Below are 24,410 nucleotides of genomic sequence, written 5' to 3'. Positions count from 1 at the left end.
CAAAAGTTCACGTTGGCTTTAGTTTTTCGAGTTTTGAGAGAAACTCGCTGACGGTGCGGGGTCGTTTTGGGTCAAACACGTGCCGCCTCGTCTATGTGATGTATTATTCAACAGAATGCTTGATAGGGATAATCGTTCGTTGCTATGCTATCTATCGCCATGAACTATCGTGGCGACGGAGGATGAATAATGAATATTCGTGATCTTGAATACCTGGTAGCGTTAGCTGAGCATCGCCATTTTCGCCGCGCGGCAGACTCCTGCCACGTCAGCCAGCCAACGCTGAGCGGTCAGATCCGCAAGCTGGAAGATGAGCTGGGCGTGATGCTGCTGGAGCGCACCAGTCGTAAGGTACTGTTCACGCAGGCAGGTCTGCTGCTGGTGGATCAGGCGCGCACCGTACTGCGCGAGGTCAAAGTGCTCAAGGAAATGGCAAGCCAGCAGGGGGAGGCGATGTCCGGCCCGCTGCATATTGGCCTGATCCCAACCGTTGGCCCGTATCTGTTGCCGCAAATCATTCCGCTGCTGCACCAGACGTTCCCGAAACTCGAAATGTACCTGCATGAAGCGCAAACCCATCAGCTGCTGGCGCAGTTAGACAGCGGCAAGCTCGACTGCGCGATCCTGGCGCTGGTCAAAGAGAGTGAAGCCTTTATTGAAGTACCGCTGTTCGATGAGCCGATGATGCTGGCGATCTATGAAGATCACCCGTGGGCGAACCGCGATCGCGTGCCGATGGCCGATCTGGCCGGAGAAAAGCTGCTGATGCTGGAAGACGGCCACTGTCTGCGCGATCAGGCGATGGGCTTCTGCTTCGAAGCGGGTGCAGATGAAGATACCCATTTCCGCGCAACCAGCCTGGAAACGCTGCGTAACATGGTCGCGGCGGGAAGTGGCATTACGCTGCTGCCTGCGCTGGCCGTGCCGCGCGAGCGTAAGCGTGATGGCGTGGTCTATCTGCCGTGTATTAAGCCAGAGCCGCGTCGCACGATCGGCCTGGTTTATCGTCCGGGTTCACCGCTGCGCAGCCGCTATGAGCAGCTGGCAGAGGCCATCCGTGGTGCAATGGATGGCCATTTCGACAACGCGTTAAAACAGGCGGTTTAAGCCGTTCAGCGCAGCTACCCGATAGGCTTCCGCCATGGTCGGGTAGTTAAAGGTGGTGTTAACGAAGTACTCGATGGTGTTGCCACCACCTTTTTGCTCCATGATCGCCTGGCCGATATGAATGATTTCCGCGGCACGTTCACCAAAGCAGTGAATACCGAGGATCTCTTTCGTCTCGCGATGGAACAGGATCTTCAGCGTACCCACGCTCATCCCCACAATTTGTGCGCGCGCCAGGTGTTTAAACTGGGCACGACCCACCTCGTAAGGCACCTTCATGGCCGTCAACTGCTGCTCGGTTTTGCCGACAGAACTGATTTCCGGGATGGTGTAGATGCCCGTCGGGATGTCCTCGATCAGATGCGCCGTCGCTTCACCTTTCACCAGCGCCTGTGCGGCGATGCGGCCCTGATCGTAAGCAGCGGAGGCCAGACTTGGGTAACCAATAACGTCGCCCACCGCGTAAACGTGCGGCAGCGCAGTCTGGTACATGCTGTTGACCTTGAGCTGACCGCGGCTGTCGGTTTCAAGCCCGATATTCTCCAGCTGCAATGAATCCGTGTTGCCGGTACGGCCGTTGGCGTACAGCAGGCAGTCCGCCTTCAGCTTCTTACCAGATTTCAGGTGCATGATCACACCGTCGTCGCAGCCTTCGATTTTCTCGTACTCTTCGTTGTGGCGAATCACCACGCCACTATTCCAGAAGTGGTAGGAGAGGGAATCTGACATCTCCTGATCGAGGAACGCCAGCAGCCGGTCGCGGGTGTTGATCAAATCGACTTTGACCTCCATGCCGCGGAAGATCGACGCATATTCACAGCCAATCACGCCCGCGCCATAGATGATCACATGGCGTGGCTCGTGGTGCAGGCTGAGGATGGAGTCGCTGTCGTAAATGCGTGGATGAGAGAAGTCCACGTCTGCCGGATGATATGGGCGCGATCCGCAGGCAATCACAAATTTTTCAGCGGTGAGCGTCTCAACCGAACCGTCGTGGCACTCCAGCGCCAGGGTGTGTTCATCCACAAAATGCGCGTTACCCTGCAGAATTTCACAGTGGTTGCGCTCATAGAAACCCTGACGCATGCGCGTCTGCTGGTTAATGACCGTGTCTGCGTGATTCAGGATATCGGCAAAAGAAGAACGAAGAAGTCGGGAGTGGTCGCTGTAAAGAGGGTTCTGGTTAAATTCGATAATGCGGCTAACGGCGTGGCGGAGGGCTTTCGAAGGGATGGTGCCCCAGTGGGTGCAACCGCCGCCGACATTATGGTAGCGCTCAATAACCGCTACTCTGGCTCCCTGTTTTACCAGACCCATAGCAGCACCTTCGCCGCCGGGGCCGGAACCAATAACTATTGCGTCGTAATCGTAGGAATGTGGCATGGCAAGGCTTACCTGTTCTTATACATAAAAGCAACAGAATCATAACATCATTGCCTGGGTAACCCAATTATCGTTGTGCTTTTTTCGGGCAGTGGAGCACAAACCGCGCGTAAACAATCATTCACAAAGCCAGGTAAACAGATTAATTTTATTCTCTGGTATAGTGCCAACGGGCCTTTGGAAGGATTCAACTATCGTGATGGGCGTAAGAGCACAACAAAAAGAGAAAACCCGGCGTTCGCTGGTGGAAGCCGCATTCAGTCAACTGAGTGCTGAGCGGAGTTTTGCCAGTTTAAGCCTGCGCGAAGTGGCGCGCGAGGCCGGGATTGCGCCAACGTCCTTCTATCGTCATTTCCGTGATGTGGATGAACTGGGCCTGACCATGGTCGACGAGAGCGGTTTGATGCTGCGCCAGCTTATGCGTCAGGCGCGTCAGCGTATTGCCAAAGGCGGCAGCGTGATCCGCACCTCCGTGTCGACATTTATGGAATTTATCGGCAATAACCCTAACGCGTTTCGCCTTTTGCTGCGCGAGCGCTCTGGCACGTCGGCGGCGTTTCGTGCCGCCGTCGCGCGTGAAATTCAGCATTTCATCGCGGAACTTGCCGACTATCTTGAACTCGAAAACCATATGCCGCGTGCGTTTACTGAAGCACAGGCCGAGGCGATGGTGACCATTGTTTTCAGTGCGGGTGCCGAAGCGCTGGATGTCAGCATTGAACAACGTAAGCAACTCGAAGAGCGACTGGTATTGCAGCTGCGAATGATTTCTAAAGGTGCGTACTACTGGTATCGCCGTGAACAAGAGAAGTTGGCACATCAAAACGATGAGTGAAGGTGAGTAATGAAACAGTCAGGTCAGGATAAAGGAACGCTGTTGCTGGCATTGATCGCTGGCTTATCCATTAACGGTACGTTTGCGGCGGTTTTCAGCTCAATTGTACCGTTCTCGATTTTCCCGATTATCGCGCTGGTGCTGACGGTGTATTGCCTGCATCAACGTTATCTGAACCGCACCATGCCGGTTGGGTTACCGGGGCTGGCCGCAGCCTGTTTTATTCTGGGTGTACTGTTGTACAGCACCGTGGTGCGTGCAGAGTATCCGGATATCGGTTCTAACTTCCTGCCTGCGGTGCTGTCTGTGGCGCTGGTGTTCTGGATTGGCTCGCGCATGCGTAGCCGCAAGAGCCAGTTACCAGAGTAAAGGGTTTTGTCATTGTAGGCCGGATAAGCGAAGCGCCATCCGGCTTTTTTGGCAGGTGGCGCTTCGCTTACCTGCCCTACAAGGCCCACATTACTTCGCCGTGAGCAGTACGCCGCACTCCATATGGTGCGTATATGGGAACTGATCGAACAGCGCCAGACGTTCAACCTTGTGCGTCTGGCTTAATGTTTCCAGATTCTTGCACAGCGTCTCCGGGTTACAGGAGATGTACAAAATACGCGGGTACGCCTGCACCATCTTCTCGGTTTCGCTGTCCAGGCCACTGCGCGGCGGATCGACAAAAATTGTCTCACACTGGTAGCTCTTCAAATCAATCCCTTGCAGGCGGTTAAACTTACGTACGCCGTTCATCGCCTGGGTAAACTCTTCTGCCGCCATACGAATGATCTGCACATTATCAATATGGTTAGCGGCGATGTTGTACTGCGCGGCGGCCACCGACGGTTTGGCTATTTCCGTCGCCAGCACGCGTTCGAAGTTACGCGCCAGCGCCAGCGAGAAGTTGCCGTTACCGCAGTAGAGCTCCAGCAGATCGCCCGTCGACCCTTCCGTCGCATTCAGCGCCCACTCCAGCATCTGCACGTTCATTGCCGCATTCGGCTGGGTGAAGCTGTTCTCCACCTGACGGTAAACCATCTCTTTTCCTGCCACCGGCAAACGCTCGTCGATGTAATCCTGGTCCAGCATGATTTTGGTTTTGGTCGCGCGGCCAATCAGGTGCACGTTGATGTTCTGCGCGCGCAGCGCATCGCGCAGGGCTTCTGCCTGCTCGCGCCACTCGTCGGTCAGCGCTTTGTGATAGAGCAGAGAGACAATGGCCTGATTGCTTTGGGTGGTCAGGTAGTCAATCTGGAACAGCTTGTTGCGCAGCACCGGATTAGTGCGCACACCGTCGATCATCAGCGTCATTAGCTGGTTGATAAGCTCACTCGCCGCCGGGAAACTGTCTACGCGAATCCGGGATTTCGTCTGCTGATCGAAAATGATGTGGTACAGGTCATCGCCATCGTGCCAGATGCGAAACTCAGCGCGCATACGGTAGTGGCTGACCGGAGAACGAAACACCTCGGGAACGGGCGCGTTGAAAGGCGTCATCATACTTTGCAGGCGGACAACTTTTTCTGCCAGCTGTGCGTCGTACTGTTCTGTCGGGAGGTGTTCGGGGGTCATGATGCGTCCTGAGTGATAAAGAATTACGCGGGGATTGTAGGGATTGTGCAGTGGATGTCCAGATTTAATGGCTAATAGCTATCTGGACATCTATACGTGTCTAATTGTAGCATTCTGTTTCCGGTCTCCTGAGAGTGAAAAGGGAATCCAGTGCAAATCTGGAGCTGACGCGCAGCGGTAAAGACTGGCGGGATGAGAGTTGTAGACACTGTGAAAACGGGAAGTCTTCATCCGTATAACGCCACCCAGCCCGAAGACCTGCCGGGATCACGTCGCATTTGGTTTCATCATCGCGTGCTATCGATGAGGCCTGCGGCATCCTTCTTATATTGTGGATGCTTTAACAATGATTAAAAAAGTATCGCTGTTGACGGCGTTTTCCGTCACGGCATTTTCGGGCTGGGCGCAGGAAAGCGCCGACTCGTTGGTGGTGACAGCAAACCGTTTCGAACAACCTGAAAAATCTGTTCTGGCTGCGACTTCTGTCGTGACGCGGGCCGATATCGACCGCTGGCAATCCACCACGGTTCTGGATGTCATGCGTCGCCTGCCTGGCGTAGATACGGCACAAAATGGCGGGATGGGGCAGCTCTCTTCTCTCTTTATACGCGGTACGAACTCCAGCCATGTCCTGATTCTCGTCGACGGGATCCGTCTTAACCAGGCGGGCGTCACGGGGTCGTCCGATCTCAGCCAGTTTCCGATCTCCCTGGTGCAGCGCATCGAATATCTTCGTGGACCGCGTTCGGCGGTGTACGGCTCGGATGCGATCGGTGGTGTAGTCAACATTATCACTACGCGTGCGAAGGATGGCACAACGCTGAATGCTGGCGTTGGGACACACGGCTTCCAGAATTATGGTGGCAGCACCCAGCAAACATTGGGTGAAAGTACGCGCGTTACGCTGGCGGGGGATTACACCTACACAAAAGGCTTTGACGTCGTTGCTGACGGTAATAACGGCGGCCTTGCCCAGACCGATCGCGACGGCTTTATGAATAAAACGCTCTACGGCGCACTGGAGCATGCTTTCTCTGAGCAATGGAGTGGTTTCGTTCGCGGCTATGGTTACAGCAACCGTACCGCCTATGACGGCTATTACAGTTCATTTACCCCTGATGTGCTGGTTGATACCCGCCAACTCTATAGCCAGACCTGGGATGCCGGATTGCGGTTTAACCGGGATGTTTTCCATTCACAGTTGCTCTCCAGCTACAGTCACAGCAAAGACTACAATTACGATCCGCACCTTGGACGCTATGACTCCACAGCAACCCTGGATGAAATCAAACAGTACAATGTTCAGTGGACCAACTCAGTTGACGTGGGACATGGCAACATCGGCGCGGGCGTTGACTGGCAGAAACAGAGCACCGAGCCGGGTACCAACTACGTAACCAACGCCTATGACCTGCGTAACACTGGCGTCTACCTGACTGGGTTGCAGCAGTTTGGAGATTTCACTCTGGAGGCGGCAGCCCGCAGCGATGACAACTCTCAGTTTGGTCGCCATGGTACCTGGCAAAGTAGCGCAGCCTGGGAGTTCGTTGACGGTTACCGCTTCATAGCCTCTTATGGCACGGCCTATAAAGCGCCGAATCTGGGTCAGCTCTATGGCTTCTACGGCAATACCCATCTTGATCCTGAAGAGAGCAAGCAGTGGGAAGGGGCGTTTGAAGGCCTGACGGCAGGCGTAAGCTGGCGCGTATCCGGCTATCGTAATGACGTTGATAATCTCATCGACTTCAACAATAACCTGCAGCAATATTACAACGTCGGCAAAGCACGCATTAAAGGTGTAGAAGCGACAGCGTCGTTTGATACGGGTCCGTTGACGCATACTGTGGGCTACGACTATGTGGATGCCCGCAATGCGGCAACCAATCAACTTCTGGACCGTCGTGCTAAACAGCAGGTGAAATATCAGCTTGATACGCAGATCTATGATGTTGACTGGAGCCTGACGTATCACTATCTCGGCACGCGCTACGACACCGACTTTGGAACCTATCCGTCAGAGAAAGTTAAAATGGGCGGCGTCAGCCTGTGGGACGTCGCGGTTTCATATCCTGTCACCTCACATCTCACAGTTCGTGGTAAAATAGCCAACCTGTTCGATAAAGATTACGAGACAGTTTATGGCTATCAAACTGCAGGACGGGAATACACCTTGTCTGGCAGCTACACCTTCTGATCCGCGTCCCACCGTGCTGGTGTTTGATTCCGGCGTCGGTGGGCTTTCGGTCTATGATGAGATTCGGCAGCTCCTGCCGGATCTCCATTACATCTACGCCTTCGATAACGTCGCGTTCCCGTATGGGGAAAAGAGTGAAGACTTTATCGTTGAGCGTGTGATTGAAATCGTCACTGCGGTACAAAAGCGCTATCCCCTGGCGCTGGCGGTTATTGCCTGTAATACGGCAAGCACGGTCTCTCTTCCTGCCCTGCGCGAAAAATTCCCGTTCCCGGTTGTGGGCGTTGTCCCGGCAATCAAACCTGCGGCGCGTCTGACGGCGAACGGTATCGTGGGGTTGCTGGCGACACGCGGTACGGTAAAACGTCCTTATACGCGTGAGCTTATTGAGCGCTTTGCCAATGAATGCCAGATCGCCATGCTCGGCTCCGCGGAGCTGGTGGAAATGGCGGAAGCGAAACTGCACGGCGAGACGGTATCGCTTGAAGAGCTGCGTCGCATTCTGCGTCCATGGCTGCGGATGCAGGAACCACCGGATACGGTTGTTCTCGGCTGCACCCATTTCCCGCTATTACAGGAAGAGCTGTTAAAGGTTTTGCCTGAAGGGACCCGGCTGGTGGATTCCGGTGCTGCGATTGCGCGTCGGACGGCCTGGCTACTGGAGCACGAGGCGCCGGATGCGAAATCAGCGGATGCGAACATCGCTTTCTGTATGGCGATAACAAAAGAAACCGAACAACTTTTGCCCGTTTTACGTCGTTATGGCTTCGAAACGCTCGAAAAACTGGCGCTGTAGCACGGTTTTGAGCAAAAAAGAGACGGTTGAACGTTTTTTTTCAAAGAGGGGTTGTCAACGTCTGAGAACTCCCTATAATGCGCCTCCACTGACACGGAACAACGGCTTACAAGCCGCCGGGACAGCGGGGTTCAGAGATGAACGCCAACAGAGAAAAGTGAAAATAATTGCTTGACTCTGAATGAGGAAAACGTAATATACGGGACCTCGCAACGGTGAGCGAAAGCCGCGTTGCACTGCTCTTTAACAATTTATCAGACAATCTGTGTGGGCACTCAAAGTGACATGGATTCTTAATGTCCTCGGACACTAAATGAATACCAAGTCTCAACGAGTGAACACGTAATTCATTACGAAGTTTAATTCATTGAGCATCAAACTTTTAAATTGAAGAGTTTGATCATGGCTCAGATTGAACGCTGGCGGCAGGCCTAACACATGCAAGTCGAACGGTAACAGGAAGCAGCTTGCTGCTTCGCTGACGAGTGGCGGACGGGTGAGTAATGTCTGGGAAACTGCCTGATGGAGGGGGATAACTACTGGAAACGGTAGCTAATACCGCATAACGTCGCAAGACCAAAGAGGGGGACCTTCGGGCCTCTTGCCATCGGATGTGCCCAGATGGGATTAGCTAGTAGGTGGGGTAACGGCTCACCTAGGCGACGATCCCTAGCTGGTCTGAGAGGATGACCAGCCACACTGGAACTGAGACACGGTCCAGACTCCTACGGGAGGCAGCAGTGGGGAATATTGCACAATGGGCGCAAGCCTGATGCAGCCATGCCGCGTGTATGAAGAAGGCCTTCGGGTTGTAAAGTACTTTCAGCGGGGAGGAAGGCGACAGGGTTAATAACCCTGTCGATTGACGTTACCCGCAGAAGAAGCACCGGCTAACTCCGTGCCAGCAGCCGCGGTAATACGGAGGGTGCAAGCGTTAATCGGAATTACTGGGCGTAAAGCGCACGCAGGCGGTCTGTCAAGTCGGATGTGAAATCCCCGGGCTCAACCTGGGAACTGCATTCGAAACTGGCAGGCTAGAGTCTTGTAGAGGGGGGTAGAATTCCAGGTGTAGCGGTGAAATGCGTAGAGATCTGGAGGAATACCGGTGGCGAAGGCGGCCCCCTGGACAAAGACTGACGCTCAGGTGCGAAAGCGTGGGGAGCAAACAGGATTAGATACCCTGGTAGTCCACGCCGTAAACGATGTCGACTTGGAGGTTGTGCCCTTGAGGCGTGGCTTCCGGAGCTAACGCGTTAAGTCGACCGCCTGGGGAGTACGGCCGCAAGGTTAAAACTCAAATGAATTGACGGGGGCCCGCACAAGCGGTGGAGCATGTGGTTTAATTCGATGCAACGCGAAGAACCTTACCTACTCTTGACATCCAGAGAACTTAGCAGAGATGCTTTGGTGCCTTCGGGAACTCTGAGACAGGTGCTGCATGGCTGTCGTCAGCTCGTGTTGTGAAATGTTGGGTTAAGTCCCGCAACGAGCGCAACCCTTATCCTTTGTTGCCAGCGGTTAGGCCGGGAACTCAAAGGAGACTGCCAGTGATAAACTGGAGGAAGGTGGGGATGACGTCAAGTCATCATGGCCCTTACGAGTAGGGCTACACACGTGCTACAATGGCGCATACAAAGAGAAGCGACCTCGCGAGAGCAAGCGGACCTCATAAAGTGCGTCGTAGTCCGGATTGGAGTCTGCAACTCGACTCCATGAAGTCGGAATCGCTAGTAATCGTGGATCAGAATGCCACGGTGAATACGTTCCCGGGCCTTGTACACACCGCCCGTCACACCATGGGAGTGGGTTGCAAAAGAAGTAGGTAGCTTAACCTTCGGGAGGGCGCTTACCACTTTGTGATTCATGACTGGGGTGAAGTCGTAACAAGGTAACCGTAGGGGAACCTGCGGTTGGATCACCTCCTTACCTTAAAGAACCTGCCTTTGTAGTGCTCACACAGATTGTCTGATGAAAAACAGCAGTAAAAAATCTCTGCAGGCTTGTAGCTCAGGTGGTTAGAGCGCACCCCTGATAAGGGTGAGGTCGGTGGTTCAAGTCCACTCAGGCCTACCAAACTCCTTTTAAAGGATGAGCGGTACAGAGATTACAAACGATGGGGCTATAGCTCAGCTGGGAGAGCGCCTGCCTTGCACGCAGGAGGTCTGCGGTTCGATCCCGCATAGCTCCACCATCCTTTACTGCGAACACAAGAAAACTTCAGAGTGAACCTGAAAAGGTGCACTGCGAAGTTTTGCTCTTTAAAAATCTGGATCAAGCTGAAAATTGAAACGACACATCTTTAATGGTGTGTTCGAGTCTCTCAAATTTTCGCAATCGGAAGTGAAACATCTTCGGGTTGTGAGGTTAAGCGACTAAGCGTACACGGTGGATGCCCTGGCAGTCAGAGGCGATGAAGGACGTGCTAATCTGCGAAAAGCGCCGGCGAGGTGATATGAACCTTTGACCCGGCGATGTCCGAATGGGGAAACCCAGTGCAATCCGTTGCACTATCGTTAACTGAATACATAGGTTAACGAGGCGAACCGGGGGAACTGAAACATCTAAGTACCCCGAGGAAAAGAAATCAACCGAGATTCCCCCAGTAGCGGCGAGCGAACGGGGAGCAGCCCGGAGTCTGAATCAGCTTGTGTGTTAGTGGAACGGTCTGGAAAGTCCGACGGTACAGGGTGATAGTCCCGTACACGAAAGCACACTTGCTGTGAACTCGAAGAGTAGGGCGGGACACGTGGTATCCTGTCTGAATATGGGGGGACCATCCTCCAAGGCTAAATACTCCTGACTGACCGATAGTGAACCAGTACCGTGAGGGAAAGGCGAAAAGAACCCCGGCGAGGGGAGTGAAAAAGAACCTGAAACCGTGTACGTACAAGCAGTGGGAGCCTCTTTATGGGGTGACTGCGTACCTTTTGTATAATGGGTCAGCGACTTATATTCTGTAGCAAGGTTAACCGTATAGGGGAGCCGAAGGGAAACCGAGTCTTAACTGGGCGTTAAGTTGCAGGGTATAGACCCGAAACCCGGTGATCTAGCCATGGGCAGGTTGAAGGTTGGGTAACACTAACTGGAGGACCGAACCGACTAATGTTGAAAAATTAGCGGATGACCTGTGGCTGGGGGTGAAAGGCCAATCAAACCGGGAGATAGCTGGTTCTCCCCGAAAGCTATTTAGGTAGCGCCTCGTGAACTCATCTTCGGGGGTAGAGCACTGTTTCGGCTAGGGGGCCATCCCGGCTTACCAACCCGATGCAAACTACGAATACCGAAGAATGTTATCACGGGAGACACACGGCGGGTGCTAACGTCCGTCGTGAAGAGGGAAACAACCCAGACCGCCAGCTAAGGTCCCAAAGTCATGGTTAAGTGGGAAACGATGTGGGAAGGCACAGACAGCCAGGATGTTGGCTTAGAAGCAGCCATCATTTAAAGAAAGCGTAATAGCTCACTGGTCGAGTCGGCCTGCGCGGAAGATGTAACGGGGCTAAACCATGCACCGAAGCTGCGGCAGCGACGCTTAGGCGTTGTTGGGTAGGGGAGCGTTCTGTAAGCCGTTGAAGGTGTGCTGTGAGGCATGCTGGAGGTATCAGAAGTGCGAATGCTGACATAAGTAACGATAAAGCGGGTGAAAAGCCCGCTCGCCGGAAGACCAAGGGTTCCTGTCCAACGTTAATCGGGGCAGGGTGAGTCGACCCCTAAGGCGAGGCCGAAAGGCGTAGTCGATGGGAAACAGGTTAATATTCCTGTACTTGGTGTTACTGCGAAGGGGGGACGGAGAAGGCTATGTCAGCCGGGCGACGGTTGTCCCGGTTTAAGCATGTAGGCGGAGGTTCCAGGTAAATCCGGTACCTTATTAACGCTGAGGTGTGATGACGAGGCACTACGGTGCTGAAGTGATAAATGCCCTGCTTCCAGGAAAAGCCTCTAAGCATCAGGTAACACGAAATCGTACCCCAAACCGACACAGGTGGTCAGGTAGAGAATACCAAGGCGCTTGAGAGAACTCGGGTGAAGGAACTAGGCAAAATGGTGCCGTAACTTCGGGAGAAGGCACGCTGATATGTAGGTGAAGTCCCTGCGGACGGAGCTGAAATCAGTCGAAGATACCAGCTGGCTGCAACTGTTTATTAAAAACACAGCACTGTGCAAACACGAAAGTGGACGTATACGGTGTGACGCCTGCCCGGTGCCGGAAGGTTAATTGATGGGGTTAGCGGCAACGCGAAGCTCTTGATCGAAGCCCCGGTAAACGGCGGCCGTAACTATAACGGTCCTAAGGTAGCGAAATTCCTTGTCGGGTAAGTTCCGACCTGCACGAATGGCGTAATGATGGCCAGGCTGTCTCCACCCGAGACTCAGTGAAATTGAACTCGCTGTGAAGATGCAGTGTACCCGCGGCAAGACGGAAAGACCCCGTGAACCTTTACTATAGCTTGACACTGAACACTGGTCCTTGATGTGTAGGATAGGTGGGAGGCTTTGAAGCGTGGACGCCAGTCTGCGTGGAGCCAACCTTGAAATACCACCCTTTAATGGCTGGTGTTCTAACGTAGACCCGTAATCCGGGTTGCGGACAGTGTCTGGTGGGTAGTTTGACTGGGGCGGTCTCCTCCCAAAGAGTAACGGAGGAGCACGAAGGTTGGCTAATCCTGGTCGGACATCAGGAGGTTAGTGCAATGGCATAAGCCAGCTTGACTGCGAGCGTGACGGCGCGAGCAGGTGCGAAAGCAGGTCATAGTGATCCGGTGGTTCTGAATGGAAGGGCCATCGCTCAACGGATAAAAGGTACTCCGGGGATAACAGGCTGATACCGCCCAAGAGTTCATATCGACGGCGGTGTTTGGCACCTCGATGTCGGCTCATCACATCCTGGGGCTGAAGTAGGTCCCAAGGGTATGGCTGTTCGCCATTTAAAGTGGTACGCGAGCTGGGTTTAGAACGTCGTGAGACAGTTCGGTCCCTATCTGCCGTGGGCGCTGGAGAATTGAGGGGGGCTGCTCCTAGTACGAGAGGACCGGAGTGGACGCATCACTGGTGTTCGGGTTGTCATGCCAATGGCACTGCCCGGTAGCTAAATGCGGAAGAGATAAGTGCTGAAAGCATCTAAGCACGAAACTTGCCCCGAGATGAGTTCTCCCTGAGACTTTAAGTCTCCTGAAGGAACGTTGAAGACGACGACGTTGATAGGTCGGGTGTGTAAGCGCAGCGATGCGTTGAGCTAACCGATACTAATGAACCGTGAGGCTTAACCTTACAACGCCGAAGCTGTTTCGGCGAAGAGACAGACACGATTTTCAGCCTGATACAGATTAACAGAATTTGCCTGGCGGCTTTAGCGCGGTGGTCCCACCTGACCCCATGCCGAACTCAGAAGTGAAACGCCGTAGCGCCGATGGTAGTGTGGGGTCTCCCCATGTGAGAGTAGGGAACTGCCAGGCATCAAATTAAGTAGTAAGCCGGTGCATTAATCCGGTGGTTACAGAAGTATTCGGTGGAGCGGTAGTTCAGTCGGTTAGAATACCTGCCTGTCACGCAGGGGGTCGCGGGTTCGAGTCCCGTCCGTTCCGCCACTTATTAAGACATTAAGCCTGCCCAAAGGGCAGGCTTAATGGCAAAAAAATTTAGGGGCGTAGCTCAGTTGGTAGAGCACCGGTCTCCAAAACCGGGTGTCGCGAGTTCGAGTCTCTCCGCCCCTGCCATATAGAATCCTTTGCTTCGGCAAAGGATTTTTTTTTGCCTGCAAAACGGCTCAACACCTTCCTGAAGAATAATCAGCCTGCGTTTCCGCAGGCTTTTGCGTTAATCCAGTATGCTGGTTTTTAACAGATCTTTTATCTGCGACTGCTTATCGCTGTTTTGCAGCCAAATGGCATACAGCGGCCTGGAGAGCGTTGTTGAATCGGTGACAACATGGAGTGCAGGTTTATTATCCGCCCAGCGAACAGGTAACCATGTACAGCCTTTCAGTGTGGGAAGATGCTGGCATGCGATCTCCGCAGAGCTTGTCGTGAGTTGCGGGATATCATCGCTGGCAATTAACCCCGTCTCGTGCTGCTGAAAATCAGGCCCCCATTCCAGGCGTAAATAATTCAGGTCGGCCTTCATCATTGCAGGCTCGGATGCATAGAGCGCCAGGCTAAACTGTCCAACAATCTGGCTGCTAAATTCATCCATCTTGGGGGCTTCTGTGGTGATCAGCAGATCAAGCTGCCGCTCGTGGAGTTGCTTAACCAGCGACTGGCGTTGCGCAATCCTCGCCTCAAATTGCAGATGATTGTGTGTGCGATATAGCCGCATAAGCCACTGGCTGAGCATGCATTCCCATAGTGAAGCGCTGGCACCGATCGAGAATTCATTATGCCGGGATGTGTGCGCAACCTCCTTTCGCGCTGCCTGCCAGGTATTCATCAGGGTTTCTGCATAAGGCAATAGCTTTTCACCGGCCGGGGTTAGACGAATATTGTTGCGATGGCGGGTAAAAAGGTTCACACCCAGTTGATTTTCCAGCTGTCGAATACGAAAACTGACTGCTGACTGCGTCAGGTAGAGGGCTTCAGCTGCTCGCCCAAAGTGTCGCGTTCTGCTCACTTCGAGGAAAGTTTTTAGCAATTCCGTATCCACATCTTTCTCCACAAAATTATTTGTCGTTATGATTTAAATGTTTTGTTTTACACTCTGTCAAGCGTAACTAATACTCCGCGCCATAAATAGCTCGGCCAAAGAATTAGGAGCGTGTAGGATGGCGGAAAGCTTTACGACGACTAATCGTTTTTTCGATAATAAACATTATCCGCGCGGGTTCTCTCGTCACGGCGATTTCACTATCAAAGAAGCTCAACTTCTTGAGCGCCATGGTTATGCCTTTAACGAGCTGGATCTGGGTAAGCGCGAACCGGCAACCGAAGATGAAAAACAGTTTGTCTCTGTTTGTCGTGGTGAGCGTGAGCCGCAGTCTGATGCAGAACGTGTATGGATCAAGTATATGGCTCGCATTAAGCGTCCTAAGCGTTTCCATACGCTGTCTGGCGGCAAGCCGCAGATGGAAGGTGCAGAAGACTACACCGAGTCTGACGATTAAGAAGAGAAGGGGCTACGGCCCCTTTTTTATGCCAGCATTTTTTGCAGATGCAACAGCAGCCGATCGATCGCACGGTAGCTTAATGCCTCCTGCAAATGTCGCCTCTCTATTCCGGGGCAGCCCTCCACGTCAGCGACCGTGCGCGCAACTTTCAACAAACGCTGCCACGCGCGAATGGATAACCCAAACCGCGTCAGTGTCTCTTCCAGCCAGCCTGCATCTTCGGCGTTGAGAGAGCAAAACTGTCGGATCCCGCTGTTATCCAGCCGGGCATTCAGCCTGTTCTGACGAGCATACTGCCGCGCCTGAGCCGCAATAACCCGTTCTCGCACCACTGCTGAGCTTTCGCCTTTGATACCGGTTTGCCTCAGCAGACCGGGCGGTGGCAGGGGGATCTCGAGAGATAAATCAAAACGGTCGAGGAAGGGGCCGGACAGCTTACTCAGATAGCGCAGCGTCTGCTCCGGCGTACAGCGGTTATGGTTGCCCTGATAATGGCCCGTTGGGCTAGGATTCATCGCGGCGACCAGCTGAAACTGCGCAGGGTAGCTTATTTTGGCGCGTGTACGAGACAGATGGATTTCGCCGGATTCAATCGGCTCCCGCAACGCATCCAGCACGCGGCGTTCAAACTCTGGCAATTCATCCAGGAACAGAATGCCGTTGTGTGCCAGTGAGATTTCACCCGGTCCGGGAATTGAGCCCCCGCCCACCATCGCGGTAAGAGACGCACTGTGGTGTGGCGAGCGGAAAGGACGGCGGCGCCACTGTTTATGCAGCGATATTGAACTGACCAGGCTAAATATCGCGGCGCTTTCCAGCGCTTCGTGATTATTGAGGGGGGGCAGCAGGCCGCTCAACCTGCTCGCCAGCATCGTTTTCCCCGTGCCTGGCGGACCTATCAGTAGCAGGTTATGCCCACCCGCGGCCGTTATTTCTAACGCCCGCTTACCCTGTTCCTGACCCATAATATCGCTGAGGTCATCGGGTGAATCTGCCACTACCTCCTCATTCTCCTGCGGCTCGGCAAGCTCGTGTCGGCCTTCCAGCCAGGCGCAAACCTCCTGCAAATGTCCCGCGACAAGACACCCCTTTTCGGCGATAAGGCTGACTTCAGAGGCATTTTCATTGGCCACAATGATTTGCCTTCCCGCGCGTATGGCTTCAAGCGCACCCGAGATTGCTCCGGGAACGCCTCTTAACGCGCCTGTAAGCGCTAATTCACCCACGAACTCGCACGAGCTTAACCCTGGCGTATTGAGCTGTTCAGAAGCCGCGAGAAGCGCTATAGCAATAGGTAAATCATATCGCCCTCCCTCCTTTGGCAAATCGGCGGGCGCAAGGTTGATGGTGATCTTCTTCGCCGGAAAAGCATAACCGCTATTAATAATTGCGCTGCGCACGCGATCCCTGGCCTCCTTAACGGTCGTTTCGGGTAAGCCGACCAGCGTCAGTCCGGGCAGTCCATTACTTAAATGAACCTCTACAGAAATAAGCGGTGCCTTCACGCCGATGGCCGCGCGTGTATAAACAACTGACAGTGACATAAGCCCCTCCTTGGCGGTGACTATGCCAGCATCATTTTTTCCTGTTTAGCGCTAATTCCCTGAAATACGGCGCTCGTTCCAGCCTTTTAGCGGCTAAATGTAATCATTACATGTCGGTGGAATCGGCCTCGCAGAAAAGAAATCATGCGCGCCTTGCCTGATGAAACAGGACAAAAAAATGAAAAATCTTCATTTCTATTTTTTCCCTATATAAAACAACGATTTTGAAAGAAATAGTTCGCCTGCTACAGAAGTGGGTCATAAAAAAATCTTGTGTCAGATGAAATATCTGTGGTAACTCTTTAGGTATTCCTTCGAACAAGATGCAAAAAGAACTGAAAATGACAGCCCTTCTACGAGTGATTAGCCTGGTCGTGATTAGCGTGGTGGTGATTATTATCCCACCGTGCGGGGCTGCACTTGGACGAGGAAAGGCTTAGAAATCAAGCCTTAACGAACTAAGACCCCCGCACCGAAAGGTCCGGGGGTTTTTTTATGACTAAAAAACTTAAATGAGGAGCAGAGAATGACGACTAGCACAAAATTCTGTTTCTCCAGATTTATGACGGGGAACTAACTATGAATGGGGCACAATGGGTAGTACATGCGTTGCGCGCGCAGGGAGTCGAAACCGTATTCGGTTATCCGGGTGGCGCGATTATGCCGATTTACGATGCACTGTATGACGGCGGCGTGGAACACCTCTTGTGCCGACACGAGCAGGGCGCAGCGATGGCCGCCATCGGTTATGCCCGTGCGACCGGTAAAACCGGCGTCTGTATGGCCACCTCCGGTCCGGGCGCAACGAACCTGATCACCGGCCTGGCTGACGCGCTGCTCGATTCCGTACCCGTGGTGGCGATCACCGGCCAGGTGGCCTCTCCGTTCATCGGCACCGATGCCTTCCAGGAAGTGGATGTGCTCGGTTTATCGCTTGCCTGCACCAAACACAGCTTCCTCGTTCAGTCTCTCGAAGAGCTGCCGCGCGTGATGGCCGAAGCGTTCGAGGTTGCCAGCTCTGGCCGTCCTGGTCCGGTTCTGGTAGATATCCCGAAAGATATTCAGGTTGTACTCGGCGATCTGGAACCGCACTTCTCCACCGTTGAAAGCGACGACGTGTTTCCCCATGCGGAGGTTGAAGAGGCTCGCCAGATGCTGGCGCAGGCGAAACAGCCGATGCTGTATGTAGGCGGCGGCGTGGGCATGGCGCAGGCCGTTCCTGCCCTGCGCGAATTTATCGCAGTAACGCAAATGCCCGCCACCTGCACGCTGAAAGGATTGGGCGCGGTCGACGCGGACTATCCATACTATCTGGGCATGCTGGGGATGCACGGCACCAAAGCGGCAAACCTGGCGGTGCAGGAGTGTGACCTGCTCATCGCCGTCGGCGCCCGTTTTGACGACCGCGTCACCGGCAAGCTGAACACCTTTGCGCCGAACGCCAAAGTGATCCATATGGACATCGACCCGGCGGAGATGAACAAACTGCGTCAGGCGCATGTCGCGTTGCAGGGCGATCTCAACGCGCTTTTACCGGCGCTGGAGCAGCCGCTGGATATCAACCCATGGCGTCAGCACACCGCAGATATGCGCGCTGAACACGCCTGGCGTTACGATCACCCCGGCGAGGCCATCTATGCGCCGCTGTTGTTGAAACAGTTGTCCGACCGCAAACCCGCAGACAGCGTGGTGACGACGGATGTCGGCCAGCATCAGATGTGGTCAGCCCAGCACATGACCTACACCCGCCCGGAAAATTTCATCACCTCGAGCGGCTTAGGCACGATGGGCTTCGGCCTGCCCGCTGCCGTGGGCGCACAGGTTGCCCGCCCGAACGATACCGTTATCTGTATCTCCGGTGACGGCTCCTTCATGATGAACGTCCAGGAGCTCGGCACCGTGAAGCGTAAGCAGTTACCGCTGAAAATCGTTTTGCTCGATAACCAGCGTTTGGGAATGGTTCGCCAGTGGCAGCAGCTGTTCTTCCAGGAGCGTTACAGCGAAACGACCCTGACCGACAACCCCGATTTCCTCACCCTGGCCAGCGCCTTCGGCATTCCTGGCCAGCACATCACCCGTAAAGACCAGGTTGAAGCGGCACTCGACACCATGCTGTCAAGCGAAGGGCCATACCTGCTTCATGTCTCAATCGACGAGCTTGAGAACGTCTGGCCGTTGGTACCGCCCGGTGCCAGTAACTCACAAATGCTGGAGAAATTATCATGATGCAACATCAGGTCGCCGTGCAGGCTCGCTTCAACCCGGAAACGTTAGAACGCGTATTGCGTGTGGTCCGTCACCGTGGTTTTCAGATTTGCTCTATGAATATGGAAACGGCCACGGATGCACAAAATATCAGTATCGAATTAACCGTTGCCAGCCCGCGGCCGGTCGACTTACTGTTTAGTCAGTTATCAAAACTGGTAGACGTTGCCCATGTTGCCATCTGCCAGAGCACAACCACATCACAACAAATCCGCGCTTAAGCGTGACAGGACGAAAAAATGACGATAAAAAAAGCTGATTACATTTGGTTCAATGGTGAGATGGTTCGCTGGGAAGACGCGAAAGTTCACGTGATGTCCCACGCGCTGCACTACGGCACCTCCGTGTTTGAAGGCATCCGTTGCTACGATTCTCACAAAGGACCAGTGGTGTTCCGCCATCGCGAACACATGCAGCGTCTGCATGACTCAGCCAAAATTTATCGTTTCCCGGTCTCCCAAAGCGTTGATGAGCTGATGGAAGCCTGCCGCGAGGTGATCCGCCAGAACAAACTGACCAGTGCCTATATTCGTCCGCTGGTCTTCGTGGGTGATGTCGGCATGGGTGTCAATCCGCCCGCTGGCTATAACACCGATGTGATCATTGCTGCGTTCCCGTGGGGCGCCTACCTGGGCGCGGAAGCACTGGATCAGGGGATCGACGCAATGGTTTCTTCCTGGAACCGCGTGGCACCAAACACTATCCCGACCGCGGCTAAAGCGGGCGGTAACTACCTCTCCTCACTGCTGGTTGGCAGCGAAGCGCGCCGTCACGGTTACCAGGAAGGTATCGCGCTCGATGTAAATGGCTACATCTCCGAAGGTGCGGGCGAAAACCTGTTTGAAGTGAAAGACGGCATTCTGTTCACCCCGCCGTTCACCTCGTCCGCGCTGCCGGGCATCACCCGCGACGCCATCATCAAGCTGGCAAAAGATCTGGGTATCGAAGTACGCGAGCAGGTGCTGTCCCGCGAATCCCTGTACCTGGCTGACGAAGTGTTCATGTCCGGTACCGCGGCTGAAATTACACCGGTGCGTAGCGTCGACGGCATTCAGGTGGGCGAAGGCCGCTGTGGTCCGGTCACCAAACGCATTCAGCAAGCCTTCTTCGGCCTGTTCACCGGCGAAACAGAAGACAAATACGGCTGGTTGGATCAGGTTAATCACTAAATATAAATTTGGGACGGCACGCACCGTCCCATTTAATAGTCAGACGGGAGTAAATAAAGCATGCCTAAGTATCGTTCAGCCACCACCACCCACGGCCGTAATATGGCGGGTGCCCGCGCACTGTGGCGCGCCACCGGAATGACCGACGCCGATTTCGGCAAGCCAATTATCGCCGTGGTGAACTCCTTTACCCAGTTTGTGCCGGGCCACGTGCACCTGCGCGATCTCGGTAAGCTGGTTGCCGAGCAAATCGAAGCCTCCGGCGGCGTGGCGAAAGAGTTCAACACCATTGCGGTGGATGACGGTATCGCAATGGGCCACGGGGGGATGCTCTATTCACTGCCGTCGCGCGAGCTGATCGCCGACTCGGTGGAGTACATGGTTAACGCCCACTGCGCCGATGCGATGGTCTGTATCTCCAACTGCGACAAAATCACCCCGGGGATGCTGATGGCCTCCCTGCGCCTGAACATTCCGGTGATCTTCGTTTCCGGCGGCCCGATGGAAGCGGGTAAAACCAAGCTTTCCGACAAAATCATCAAGCTCGACCTGGTCGATGCGATGATCCAGGGCGCGGACCCGAAAGTCTCTGACGAGCAGAGCGACCAGGTGGAACGCTCCGCGTGTCCGACCTGCGGCTCCTGTTCCGGGATGTTCACCGCCAACTCCATGAACTGCCTGACCGAAGCGCTGGGCCTTTCTCAGCCGGGTAACGGCTCGCTGCTGGCGACCCACGCCGACCGTAAGCAGCTGTTCCTTAACGCGGGCAAGCGCATCGTTGAGCTGACCAAACGCTACTACGAGCAGGACGATGCCAGCGCGCTGCCGCGCAACATCGCCAGTAAAGCGGCGTTCGAAAACGCCATGACGCTGGATATCGCCATGGGCGGTTCCACCAACACCGTTCTGCACCTGCTGGCCGCCGCGCAGGAAGCCGAAATCGACTTCACCATGAGCGACATCGACAAGCTCTCCCGCAAAGTGCCGCAGCTGTGTAAAGTCGCGCCGAGTACCCAGAAGTACCATATGGAAGACGTGCATCGTGCTGGTGGTGTCATCGGTATTCTCGGCGAGCTGGATCGCGCAGGGCTGCTGAACCGCAACGTGAAAAATGTGCTCGGCCTGACGCTGCCGGAGTCGCTGGACCAGTACGACGTGATGCTGACCAAAGACGACGCGGTGAAAAAGATGTTCCGCGCCGGTCCGGCAGGTATTCGCACCACGCAGGCGTTCTCGCAGGATTGCCGCTGGGACACGCTGGATGACGATCGCGCCGAAGGCTGCATCCGCTCGCTGGAACATGCCTACAGCAAAGACGGCGGTCTGGCCGTGCTGTACGGTAACTTTGCGGAAAACGGCTGCATCGTGAAAACCGCAGGCGTGGACGACAGCATTCTCAAATTCACCGGTCCGGCAAAAGTGTATGAAAGCCAGGACGAGGCGGTAGACGCTATCCTCGGTGGCAAAGTGGTGGAAGGCGACGTGGTGGTCATTCGCTACGAAGGGCCGAAAGGCGGTCCGGGCATGCAGGAGATGCTCTACCCGACTACCTTCCTGAAATCGATGGGCCTCGGCAAAGCCTGCGCGCTGATCACCGACGGTCGTTTCTCTGGCGGCACGTCAGGCCTCTCCATTGGCCACGTCTCCCCGGAAGCGGCAAGCGGCGGCAATATCGCGATCATCGAAGATGGCGACCTGATCGAAATCGACATTCCGAACCGCGGCATTCAGCTGAAGCTGAGTGACCAGGAGATTGCGGCCCGTCGTGAAGCGCAGGAAGCCCGCGGCGACAAAGCCTGGACGCCGAAAGACCGCCAGCGTGAAGTCTCCTTCGCCCTGCGTGCCTATGCAAGCCTTGCCACCAGTGCAGATAAAGGCGCGGTGCGCGATAAATCTAAACTTGGGGGCTAATGATGGCCGAGTCACAACCCTTATCCGCCGCCCCCGAGGGGGCGGAATACCTGAGAGCGGTGCTGCGCGCGCCGGTCTATGAAGCCGTGCAGGTCACGCCCCTGCAAAAAATGGACAAACTCTCCTCGCGCCTCGACAACGTCATTCTGGTGAAGCGCGAAGACAGGCAGCCGGTGCACAGCTTCAAGCTGCGCGGCGCCTACGCGATGATGGCCGGGCTGACGGATGAGCAGAAAGCGCGCGGTGTCATTACCGCGTCGGCGGGCAACCACGCGCAGGGCGTGGCGTTCTCCGCGGCCCGTTTAGGGCTGAAAGCGCTGATCGTGATGCCGGTTGCCACGGCGGATATCAAAGTCGACGCGGTGCGCGGTTTTGGCGGGGAAGTGCTGCTCCACGGCGCGAATTTTGACGAAGCGAAAGCCAAAGCGATTGAGCTGGCGCAGCAGCAGGGCTTCACCTGGGTCCCGCCGTTCGACCACCCGATGGTGATTGCCGGGCAGGGCACGCTGGCGCTGGAGCTGCTGCAGCAGGATGCCCATCTTGACCGCGTCTTTGTCCCGGTGGGCGGCGGCGGTTTAGCCGCAGGCGTGGCGGTGCTGATCAAACAGCTGATGCCGCAGATCAAAGTCATTGCCGTGGAAGCGGAAGACTCCGCCTGCCTGAAAGCGGCGCTGGATGCCGGGCATCCGGTAGACCTGCCGCGCGTCGGGCTGTTTGCCGAGGGCGTGGCGGTGAAGCGCATTGGCGACGAAACCTTCCGCCTGTGCCGGGAATATCTCGACGATATCGTCACGGTGGACAGCGATGCGATCTGCGCGGCGATGAAAGATCTGTTCGAAGACGTTCGGGCGGTGGCGGAACCGTCCGGCGCGCTGGCGCTGGCGGGCATGAAAAAATACATCGCGCAGCACAACATCCGCGGCGAGCGTCTGGCGCACGTGCTTTCCGGTGCCAACGTGAACTTCCACGGCCTGCGCTACGTTTCCGAGCGCTGCGAGCTGGGCGAACAGCGTGAAGCCCTGCTGGCGGTGACCATTCCGGAAGAGAAGGGCAGCTTCCTGAAGTTTTGCCAGCTGCTGGGCGGCCGTTCGGTAACGGAGTTTAACTACCGTTTTGCCGACTCCAAAGACGCCTGCATTTTTGTCGGCGTGCGTCTGAGCCGTGGCGTGGAGGAGCGCAAAGAGATCCTCAGCCTGCTGCATGACGGCGGCTACAGCGTGGTCGATCTCTCCGACGACGAAATGGCGAAGCTGCACGTGCGTTACATGGTCGGCGGCCGTCCATCCAAGCCGCTCAAGGAACGCCTGTTCAGCTTCGAGTTCCCGGAATCGCCGGGCGCGTTGCTCAAGTTCCTGCACACGCTGGGCACCCACTGGAACATTTCTCTGTTCCACTACCGCAGCCACGGTACCGACTACGGCCGCGTGCTGGCGGCGTTCGAGCTGGGCGAGCACGAGCCGGATTTCGAAACGCGCCTGAACGAGCTGGGCTATGAGTGCCATGACGAAACCCACAACCCGGCGTTCCGCTTCTTCCTCGCGGGCTAAGGGTTGAGCTGCGTGTAGGCCGGGTAAGCGCAGCGCCACCCGGCTTTAGTGGTTCGGCAATATCTTCCAGAACGCATCAATAAGCGGCTCATGCAGCCGCTTTTTTTGTGCGCACACGCCAAGCTCGAACGGCGTTTTTTCGTCGCTGCGTTCTAAAATCATTACGCGATTGCGCACTGGCTCCGGGCTGTTTTCCAGCACCACTTCTGGCAGCAGCGCCACGCCGCAGCCGAGCGCTACCATCGACACCATCGCCTCATGGCCGCCGACCGTGGCGTAAATCGACGGGTTGCTGATTTTCTGGCGGCGGAACCACAGCTCAATGCGGCGGCGCACCGGCCCCTGATCGGCCATGATAAACGGCACCGTCGACCAGTCCGGTTTCTCCACCGAGACCTGGTTGCGCACCGGGCAGGGCAGCGCCGGGGCAATCAGTACTACCGCCAGATTCTCCAGCATTGAGAACGCTACCGCGCCCGGCAGGGTTTCCGGCTTCCCGGCAATCGCGAGATCCGCTTCGCCCGTGACCACTTTTTCCATCGCGTCGGCGGCATCGCCGGTGGTGAGCTTAATTTCAACCGACGGATGTTCCGCGCGGAAGCGGTCGAGAATGGGGGGAAGATGGCTGTAGGCGGCGGTCACGGAGCAGAAAATATGCAGCTCGCCGGAAAGCGACGGCCCCTGCTGGTCGATGGTGTGCCGCAGCTGCTGGTACTGCAACAAGGTTTGCTGGGCAAAGATGCGCAGCTCTTCACCGGCTTCCGTGAGGGTGACGGTGCGGTTATCGCGCACGAACAGCGGCTGGCCGAGGTCTTCCTCAAGGCGCTGGATCTGGCGCGACAGCGTGGAAGGACTGACGTGCATCGCCCGGGCGCTGCGGCCAAAGTGACGGCTTTCCGCCAGATGCAGGAACATTTTCAGATCGCGTAAATCCACCGATTCCACTCCCTCTTTTTACATTGCATAAATTGCAATGTGACGTTGTGAATATATCAATTTCCGC

General features: G+C 55.3%; 18 protein-coding genes, 4 tRNA genes, 3 rRNA genes and 1 riboswitch. Of the genes, 20 read left to right on the top strand and 5 right to left on the bottom strand.

All coding sequences use genetic code 11. The features are described 5' to 3' along the window. Positions 1 to 189 precede the first annotated feature (189 nt). Positions 190 to 1,107 carry a DNA-binding transcriptional regulator OxyR gene (oxyR, locus tag L2Y28_RS21880; protein WP_022649783.1) on the top strand — a complete coding sequence of 306 codons (918 nt, stop codon included), beginning with the start codon at positions 190 to 192 and terminating at the stop codon, positions 1,105 to 1,107. Here oxyR and sthA read toward each other — a convergent pair. Continuing rightward, the gene (sthA, locus tag L2Y28_RS21875; protein ID WP_003862057.1) at positions 1,090 to 2,490 is read right to left on the bottom strand and encodes a Si-specific NAD(P)(+) transhydrogenase; all 1,401 of its coding nucleotides are present in this window, start codon (positions 2,488 to 2,490) and stop codon (positions 1,090 to 1,092) included. The two genes, oxyR and sthA, sit on opposite strands and share 18 nt — an antisense overlap. A 196-nt stretch (positions 2,491 to 2,686) precedes the next feature. Between sthA and fabR the strand changes: the two genes are divergently transcribed. After that, entirely contained in the window at positions 2,687 to 3,325 is a 639-nt protein-coding gene (fabR, locus tag L2Y28_RS21870; protein ID WP_003862059.1) for an HTH-type transcriptional repressor FabR, read from the top strand. Between the two features lie 9 nt (positions 3,326 to 3,334). Beyond that, a complete protein-coding gene (locus L2Y28_RS21865) occupies positions 3,335 to 3,694 on the top strand; it encodes a YijD family membrane protein (protein WP_017383113.1) in 360 nt (119 codons plus the stop codon). 90 nt (positions 3,695 to 3,784) lie between these two features. Here L2Y28_RS21865 and trmA read toward each other — a convergent pair whose 3' ends face one another. After that, positions 3,785 to 4,885, bottom strand: a complete 1,101-nt coding sequence (trmA, locus tag L2Y28_RS21860; protein WP_022649782.1) for a tRNA (uridine(54)-C5)-methyltransferase TrmA — start codon at positions 4,883 to 4,885, stop codon at positions 3,785 to 3,787. A gap of 104 nt (positions 4,886 to 4,989) precedes the next feature. Beyond that, positions 4,990 to 5,166, top strand: a riboswitch (cobalamin riboswitch). Positions 5,167 to 5,231: 65 nt separating this feature from the next. Here trmA and btuB point away from each other — a divergent pair. The 9 genes from btuB to L2Y28_RS21815 all read left to right on the top strand — a co-directional run bounded on the left by btuB (position 5,232) and on the right by L2Y28_RS21815 (position 13,589). Beyond that, positions 5,232 to 7,079 (top strand): TonB-dependent vitamin B12 receptor BtuB, encoded by a 1,848-nt coding sequence (gene btuB / locus L2Y28_RS21855; protein ID WP_023330102.1) that lies wholly within the window; start codon positions 5,232 to 5,234, stop codon positions 7,077 to 7,079. After that, positions 7,024 to 7,875 carry a glutamate racemase gene (gene murI / locus L2Y28_RS21850; RefSeq protein WP_023330101.1) on the top strand — a complete coding sequence of 284 codons (852 nt, stop codon included), beginning with the start codon at positions 7,024 to 7,026 and terminating at the stop codon, positions 7,873 to 7,875. Before btuB ends, murI begins: the two co-directional genes overlap by 56 nt. Before the next feature lie 384 nt (positions 7,876 to 8,259). Beyond that, positions 8,260 to 9,801, top strand: a 16S ribosomal RNA gene (locus L2Y28_RS21845). A gap of 70 nt (positions 9,802 to 9,871) precedes the next feature. After that, positions 9,872 to 9,948, top strand: a tRNA-Ile gene (locus tag L2Y28_RS21840). A gap of 42 nt (positions 9,949 to 9,990) precedes the next feature. After that, a tRNA-Ala gene (locus tag L2Y28_RS21835) sits at positions 9,991 to 10,066 on the top strand. Positions 10,067 to 10,237: 171 nt separating this feature from the next. Beyond that, positions 10,238 to 13,143: ribosomal RNA gene (locus L2Y28_RS21830) — 23S ribosomal RNA — on the top strand. A 69-nt stretch (positions 13,144 to 13,212) separates the two neighbouring features. Next, positions 13,213 to 13,328: ribosomal RNA gene (gene rrf, locus L2Y28_RS21825) — 5S ribosomal RNA — on the top strand. The 16S, 23S and 5S rRNA genes sit together here with 4 tRNA genes alongside, the layout of an rRNA operon. A 55-nt stretch (positions 13,329 to 13,383) precedes the next feature. Continuing rightward, positions 13,384 to 13,460: transfer RNA gene (locus tag L2Y28_RS21820), tRNA-Asp, on the top strand. 53 nt (positions 13,461 to 13,513) lie between these two features. Next, positions 13,514 to 13,589, top strand: a tRNA-Trp gene (locus tag L2Y28_RS21815). 100 nt (positions 13,590 to 13,689) lie between these two features. Here L2Y28_RS21815 and hdfR read toward each other — a convergent pair. Beyond that, the gene (gene hdfR / locus L2Y28_RS21810) at positions 13,690 to 14,511 is read right to left on the bottom strand and encodes an HTH-type transcriptional regulator HdfR (protein ID WP_022649779.1); all 822 of its coding nucleotides are present in this window, start codon (positions 14,509 to 14,511) and stop codon (positions 13,690 to 13,692) included. 118 nt (positions 14,512 to 14,629) lie between these two features. Between hdfR and L2Y28_RS21805 the strand changes: the two genes are divergently transcribed. Next, entirely contained in the window at positions 14,630 to 14,968 is a 339-nt protein-coding gene (locus L2Y28_RS21805) for a DUF413 domain-containing protein (RefSeq protein WP_006808641.1), read from the top strand. A gap of 26 nt (positions 14,969 to 14,994) precedes the next feature. Here the strand turns inward: L2Y28_RS21805 and L2Y28_RS21800 are convergent, their stop codons facing one another. Beyond that, a complete protein-coding gene (locus tag L2Y28_RS21800; RefSeq protein ID WP_022649778.1) occupies positions 14,995 to 16,515 on the bottom strand; it encodes a YifB family Mg chelatase-like AAA ATPase in 1,521 nt (506 codons plus the stop codon). 341 nt (positions 16,516 to 16,856) lie between these two features. Between L2Y28_RS21800 and ilvL the strand changes: the two genes are divergently transcribed. From ilvL to ilvA, 7 genes are all read left to right on the top strand, one after another. Continuing rightward, positions 16,857 to 16,955 carry an ilv operon leader peptide gene (gene ilvL / locus L2Y28_RS21795; RefSeq protein ID WP_001311244.1) on the top strand — a complete coding sequence of 33 codons (99 nt, stop codon included), beginning with the start codon at positions 16,857 to 16,859 and terminating at the stop codon, positions 16,953 to 16,955. 86 nt (positions 16,956 to 17,041) lie between these two features. Then, on the top strand, positions 17,042 to 17,092 hold the full coding sequence (gene ilvX / locus L2Y28_RS21790) for a peptide IlvX (RefSeq protein WP_166792073.1): 51 nt from the start codon (positions 17,042 to 17,044) through the stop codon (positions 17,090 to 17,092). Positions 17,093 to 17,094: 2 nt separating this feature from the next. Further along, a complete protein-coding gene (ilvG, locus tag L2Y28_RS21785) occupies positions 17,095 to 18,741 on the top strand; it encodes an acetolactate synthase 2 catalytic subunit (protein ID WP_022649777.1) in 1,647 nt (548 codons plus the stop codon). Further along, the gene (gene ilvM, locus L2Y28_RS21780; RefSeq protein WP_003860184.1) at positions 18,738 to 19,001 is read left to right on the top strand and encodes an acetolactate synthase 2 small subunit; all 264 of its coding nucleotides are present in this window, start codon (positions 18,738 to 18,740) and stop codon (positions 18,999 to 19,001) included. Before ilvG ends, ilvM begins: the two co-directional genes overlap by 4 nt. A gap of 18 nt (positions 19,002 to 19,019) precedes the next feature. Next, positions 19,020 to 19,949, top strand: coding sequence for a branched-chain-amino-acid transaminase (gene ilvE, locus L2Y28_RS21775; protein WP_022649776.1), 930 nt, complete (start codon positions 19,020 to 19,022; stop codon positions 19,947 to 19,949). Positions 19,950 to 20,009: 60 nt separating this feature from the next. Next, a complete protein-coding gene (gene ilvD / locus L2Y28_RS21770; protein ID WP_022649775.1) occupies positions 20,010 to 21,860 on the top strand; it encodes a dihydroxy-acid dehydratase in 1,851 nt (616 codons plus the stop codon). Between the two features lie 2 nt (positions 21,861 to 21,862). Then, entirely contained in the window at positions 21,863 to 23,407 is a 1,545-nt protein-coding gene (gene ilvA, locus L2Y28_RS21765; RefSeq protein WP_087878281.1) for a threonine ammonia-lyase, biosynthetic, read from the top strand. A 45-nt stretch (positions 23,408 to 23,452) separates the two neighbouring features. Here ilvA and ilvY read toward each other — a convergent pair whose 3' ends face one another. Further along, complete coding sequence (gene ilvY / locus L2Y28_RS21760; RefSeq protein WP_017382574.1) at positions 23,453 to 24,343, bottom strand: HTH-type transcriptional activator IlvY; 891 nt, start codon at positions 24,341 to 24,343, stop codon at positions 23,453 to 23,455. Positions 24,344 to 24,410: the final 67 nt, after the last annotated feature.

This window comes from Enterobacter sp. JH25, assembly GCF_021725435.1.
Lineage (GTDB): Bacteria > Pseudomonadota > Gammaproteobacteria > Enterobacterales > Enterobacteriaceae > Enterobacter > Enterobacter intestinihominis.
Note: the sequence above shows the minus strand (reverse complement) of the source record. Positions and strands in the feature narration are given on the sequence as shown.

Bases quoted from the DNA above. Each gene is read 5' to 3' on its own strand.
- ilvM (WP_003860184.1), top strand. From the start codon at position 18,738: ATGATGCAACATCAGGTCGCCGTGCAGGCTCGCTTCAACCCGGAAACG.
- sthA (WP_003862057.1), bottom strand. From the start codon at position 2,490: ATGCCACATTCCTACGATTACGACGCAATAGTTATTGGTTCCGGCCCC.
- ilvL (WP_001311244.1), top strand. From the start codon at position 16,857: ATGACAGCCCTTCTACGAGTGATTAGCCTGGTCGTGATTAGCGTGGTG.
- ilvE (WP_022649776.1), top strand. From the start codon at position 19,020: ATGACGATAAAAAAAGCTGATTACATTTGGTTCAATGGTGAGATGGTT.
- oxyR (WP_022649783.1), top strand. From the start codon at position 190: ATGAATATTCGTGATCTTGAATACCTGGTAGCGTTAGCTGAGCATCGC.
- L2Y28_RS21865 (WP_017383113.1), top strand. From the start codon at position 3,335: ATGAAACAGTCAGGTCAGGATAAAGGAACGCTGTTGCTGGCATTGATC.
- ilvG (WP_022649777.1), top strand. From the start codon at position 17,095: ATGAATGGGGCACAATGGGTAGTACATGCGTTGCGCGCGCAGGGAGTC.
- L2Y28_RS21800 (WP_022649778.1), bottom strand. From the start codon at position 16,515: ATGTCACTGTCAGTTGTTTATACACGCGCGGCCATCGGCGTGAAGGCA.
- ilvA (WP_087878281.1), top strand. From the start codon at position 21,863: ATGGCCGAGTCACAACCCTTATCCGCCGCCCCCGAGGGGGCGGAATAC.
- murI (WP_023330101.1), top strand. From the start codon at position 7,024: ATGGCTATCAAACTGCAGGACGGGAATACACCTTGTCTGGCAGCTACA.
- L2Y28_RS21805 (WP_006808641.1), top strand. From the start codon at position 14,630: ATGGCGGAAAGCTTTACGACGACTAATCGTTTTTTCGATAATAAACAT.
- ilvD (WP_022649775.1), top strand. From the start codon at position 20,010: ATGCCTAAGTATCGTTCAGCCACCACCACCCACGGCCGTAATATGGCG.
- btuB (WP_023330102.1), top strand. From the start codon at position 5,232: ATGATTAAAAAAGTATCGCTGTTGACGGCGTTTTCCGTCACGGCATTT.
- trmA (WP_022649782.1), bottom strand. From the start codon at position 4,885: ATGACCCCCGAACACCTCCCGACAGAACAGTACGACGCACAGCTGGCA.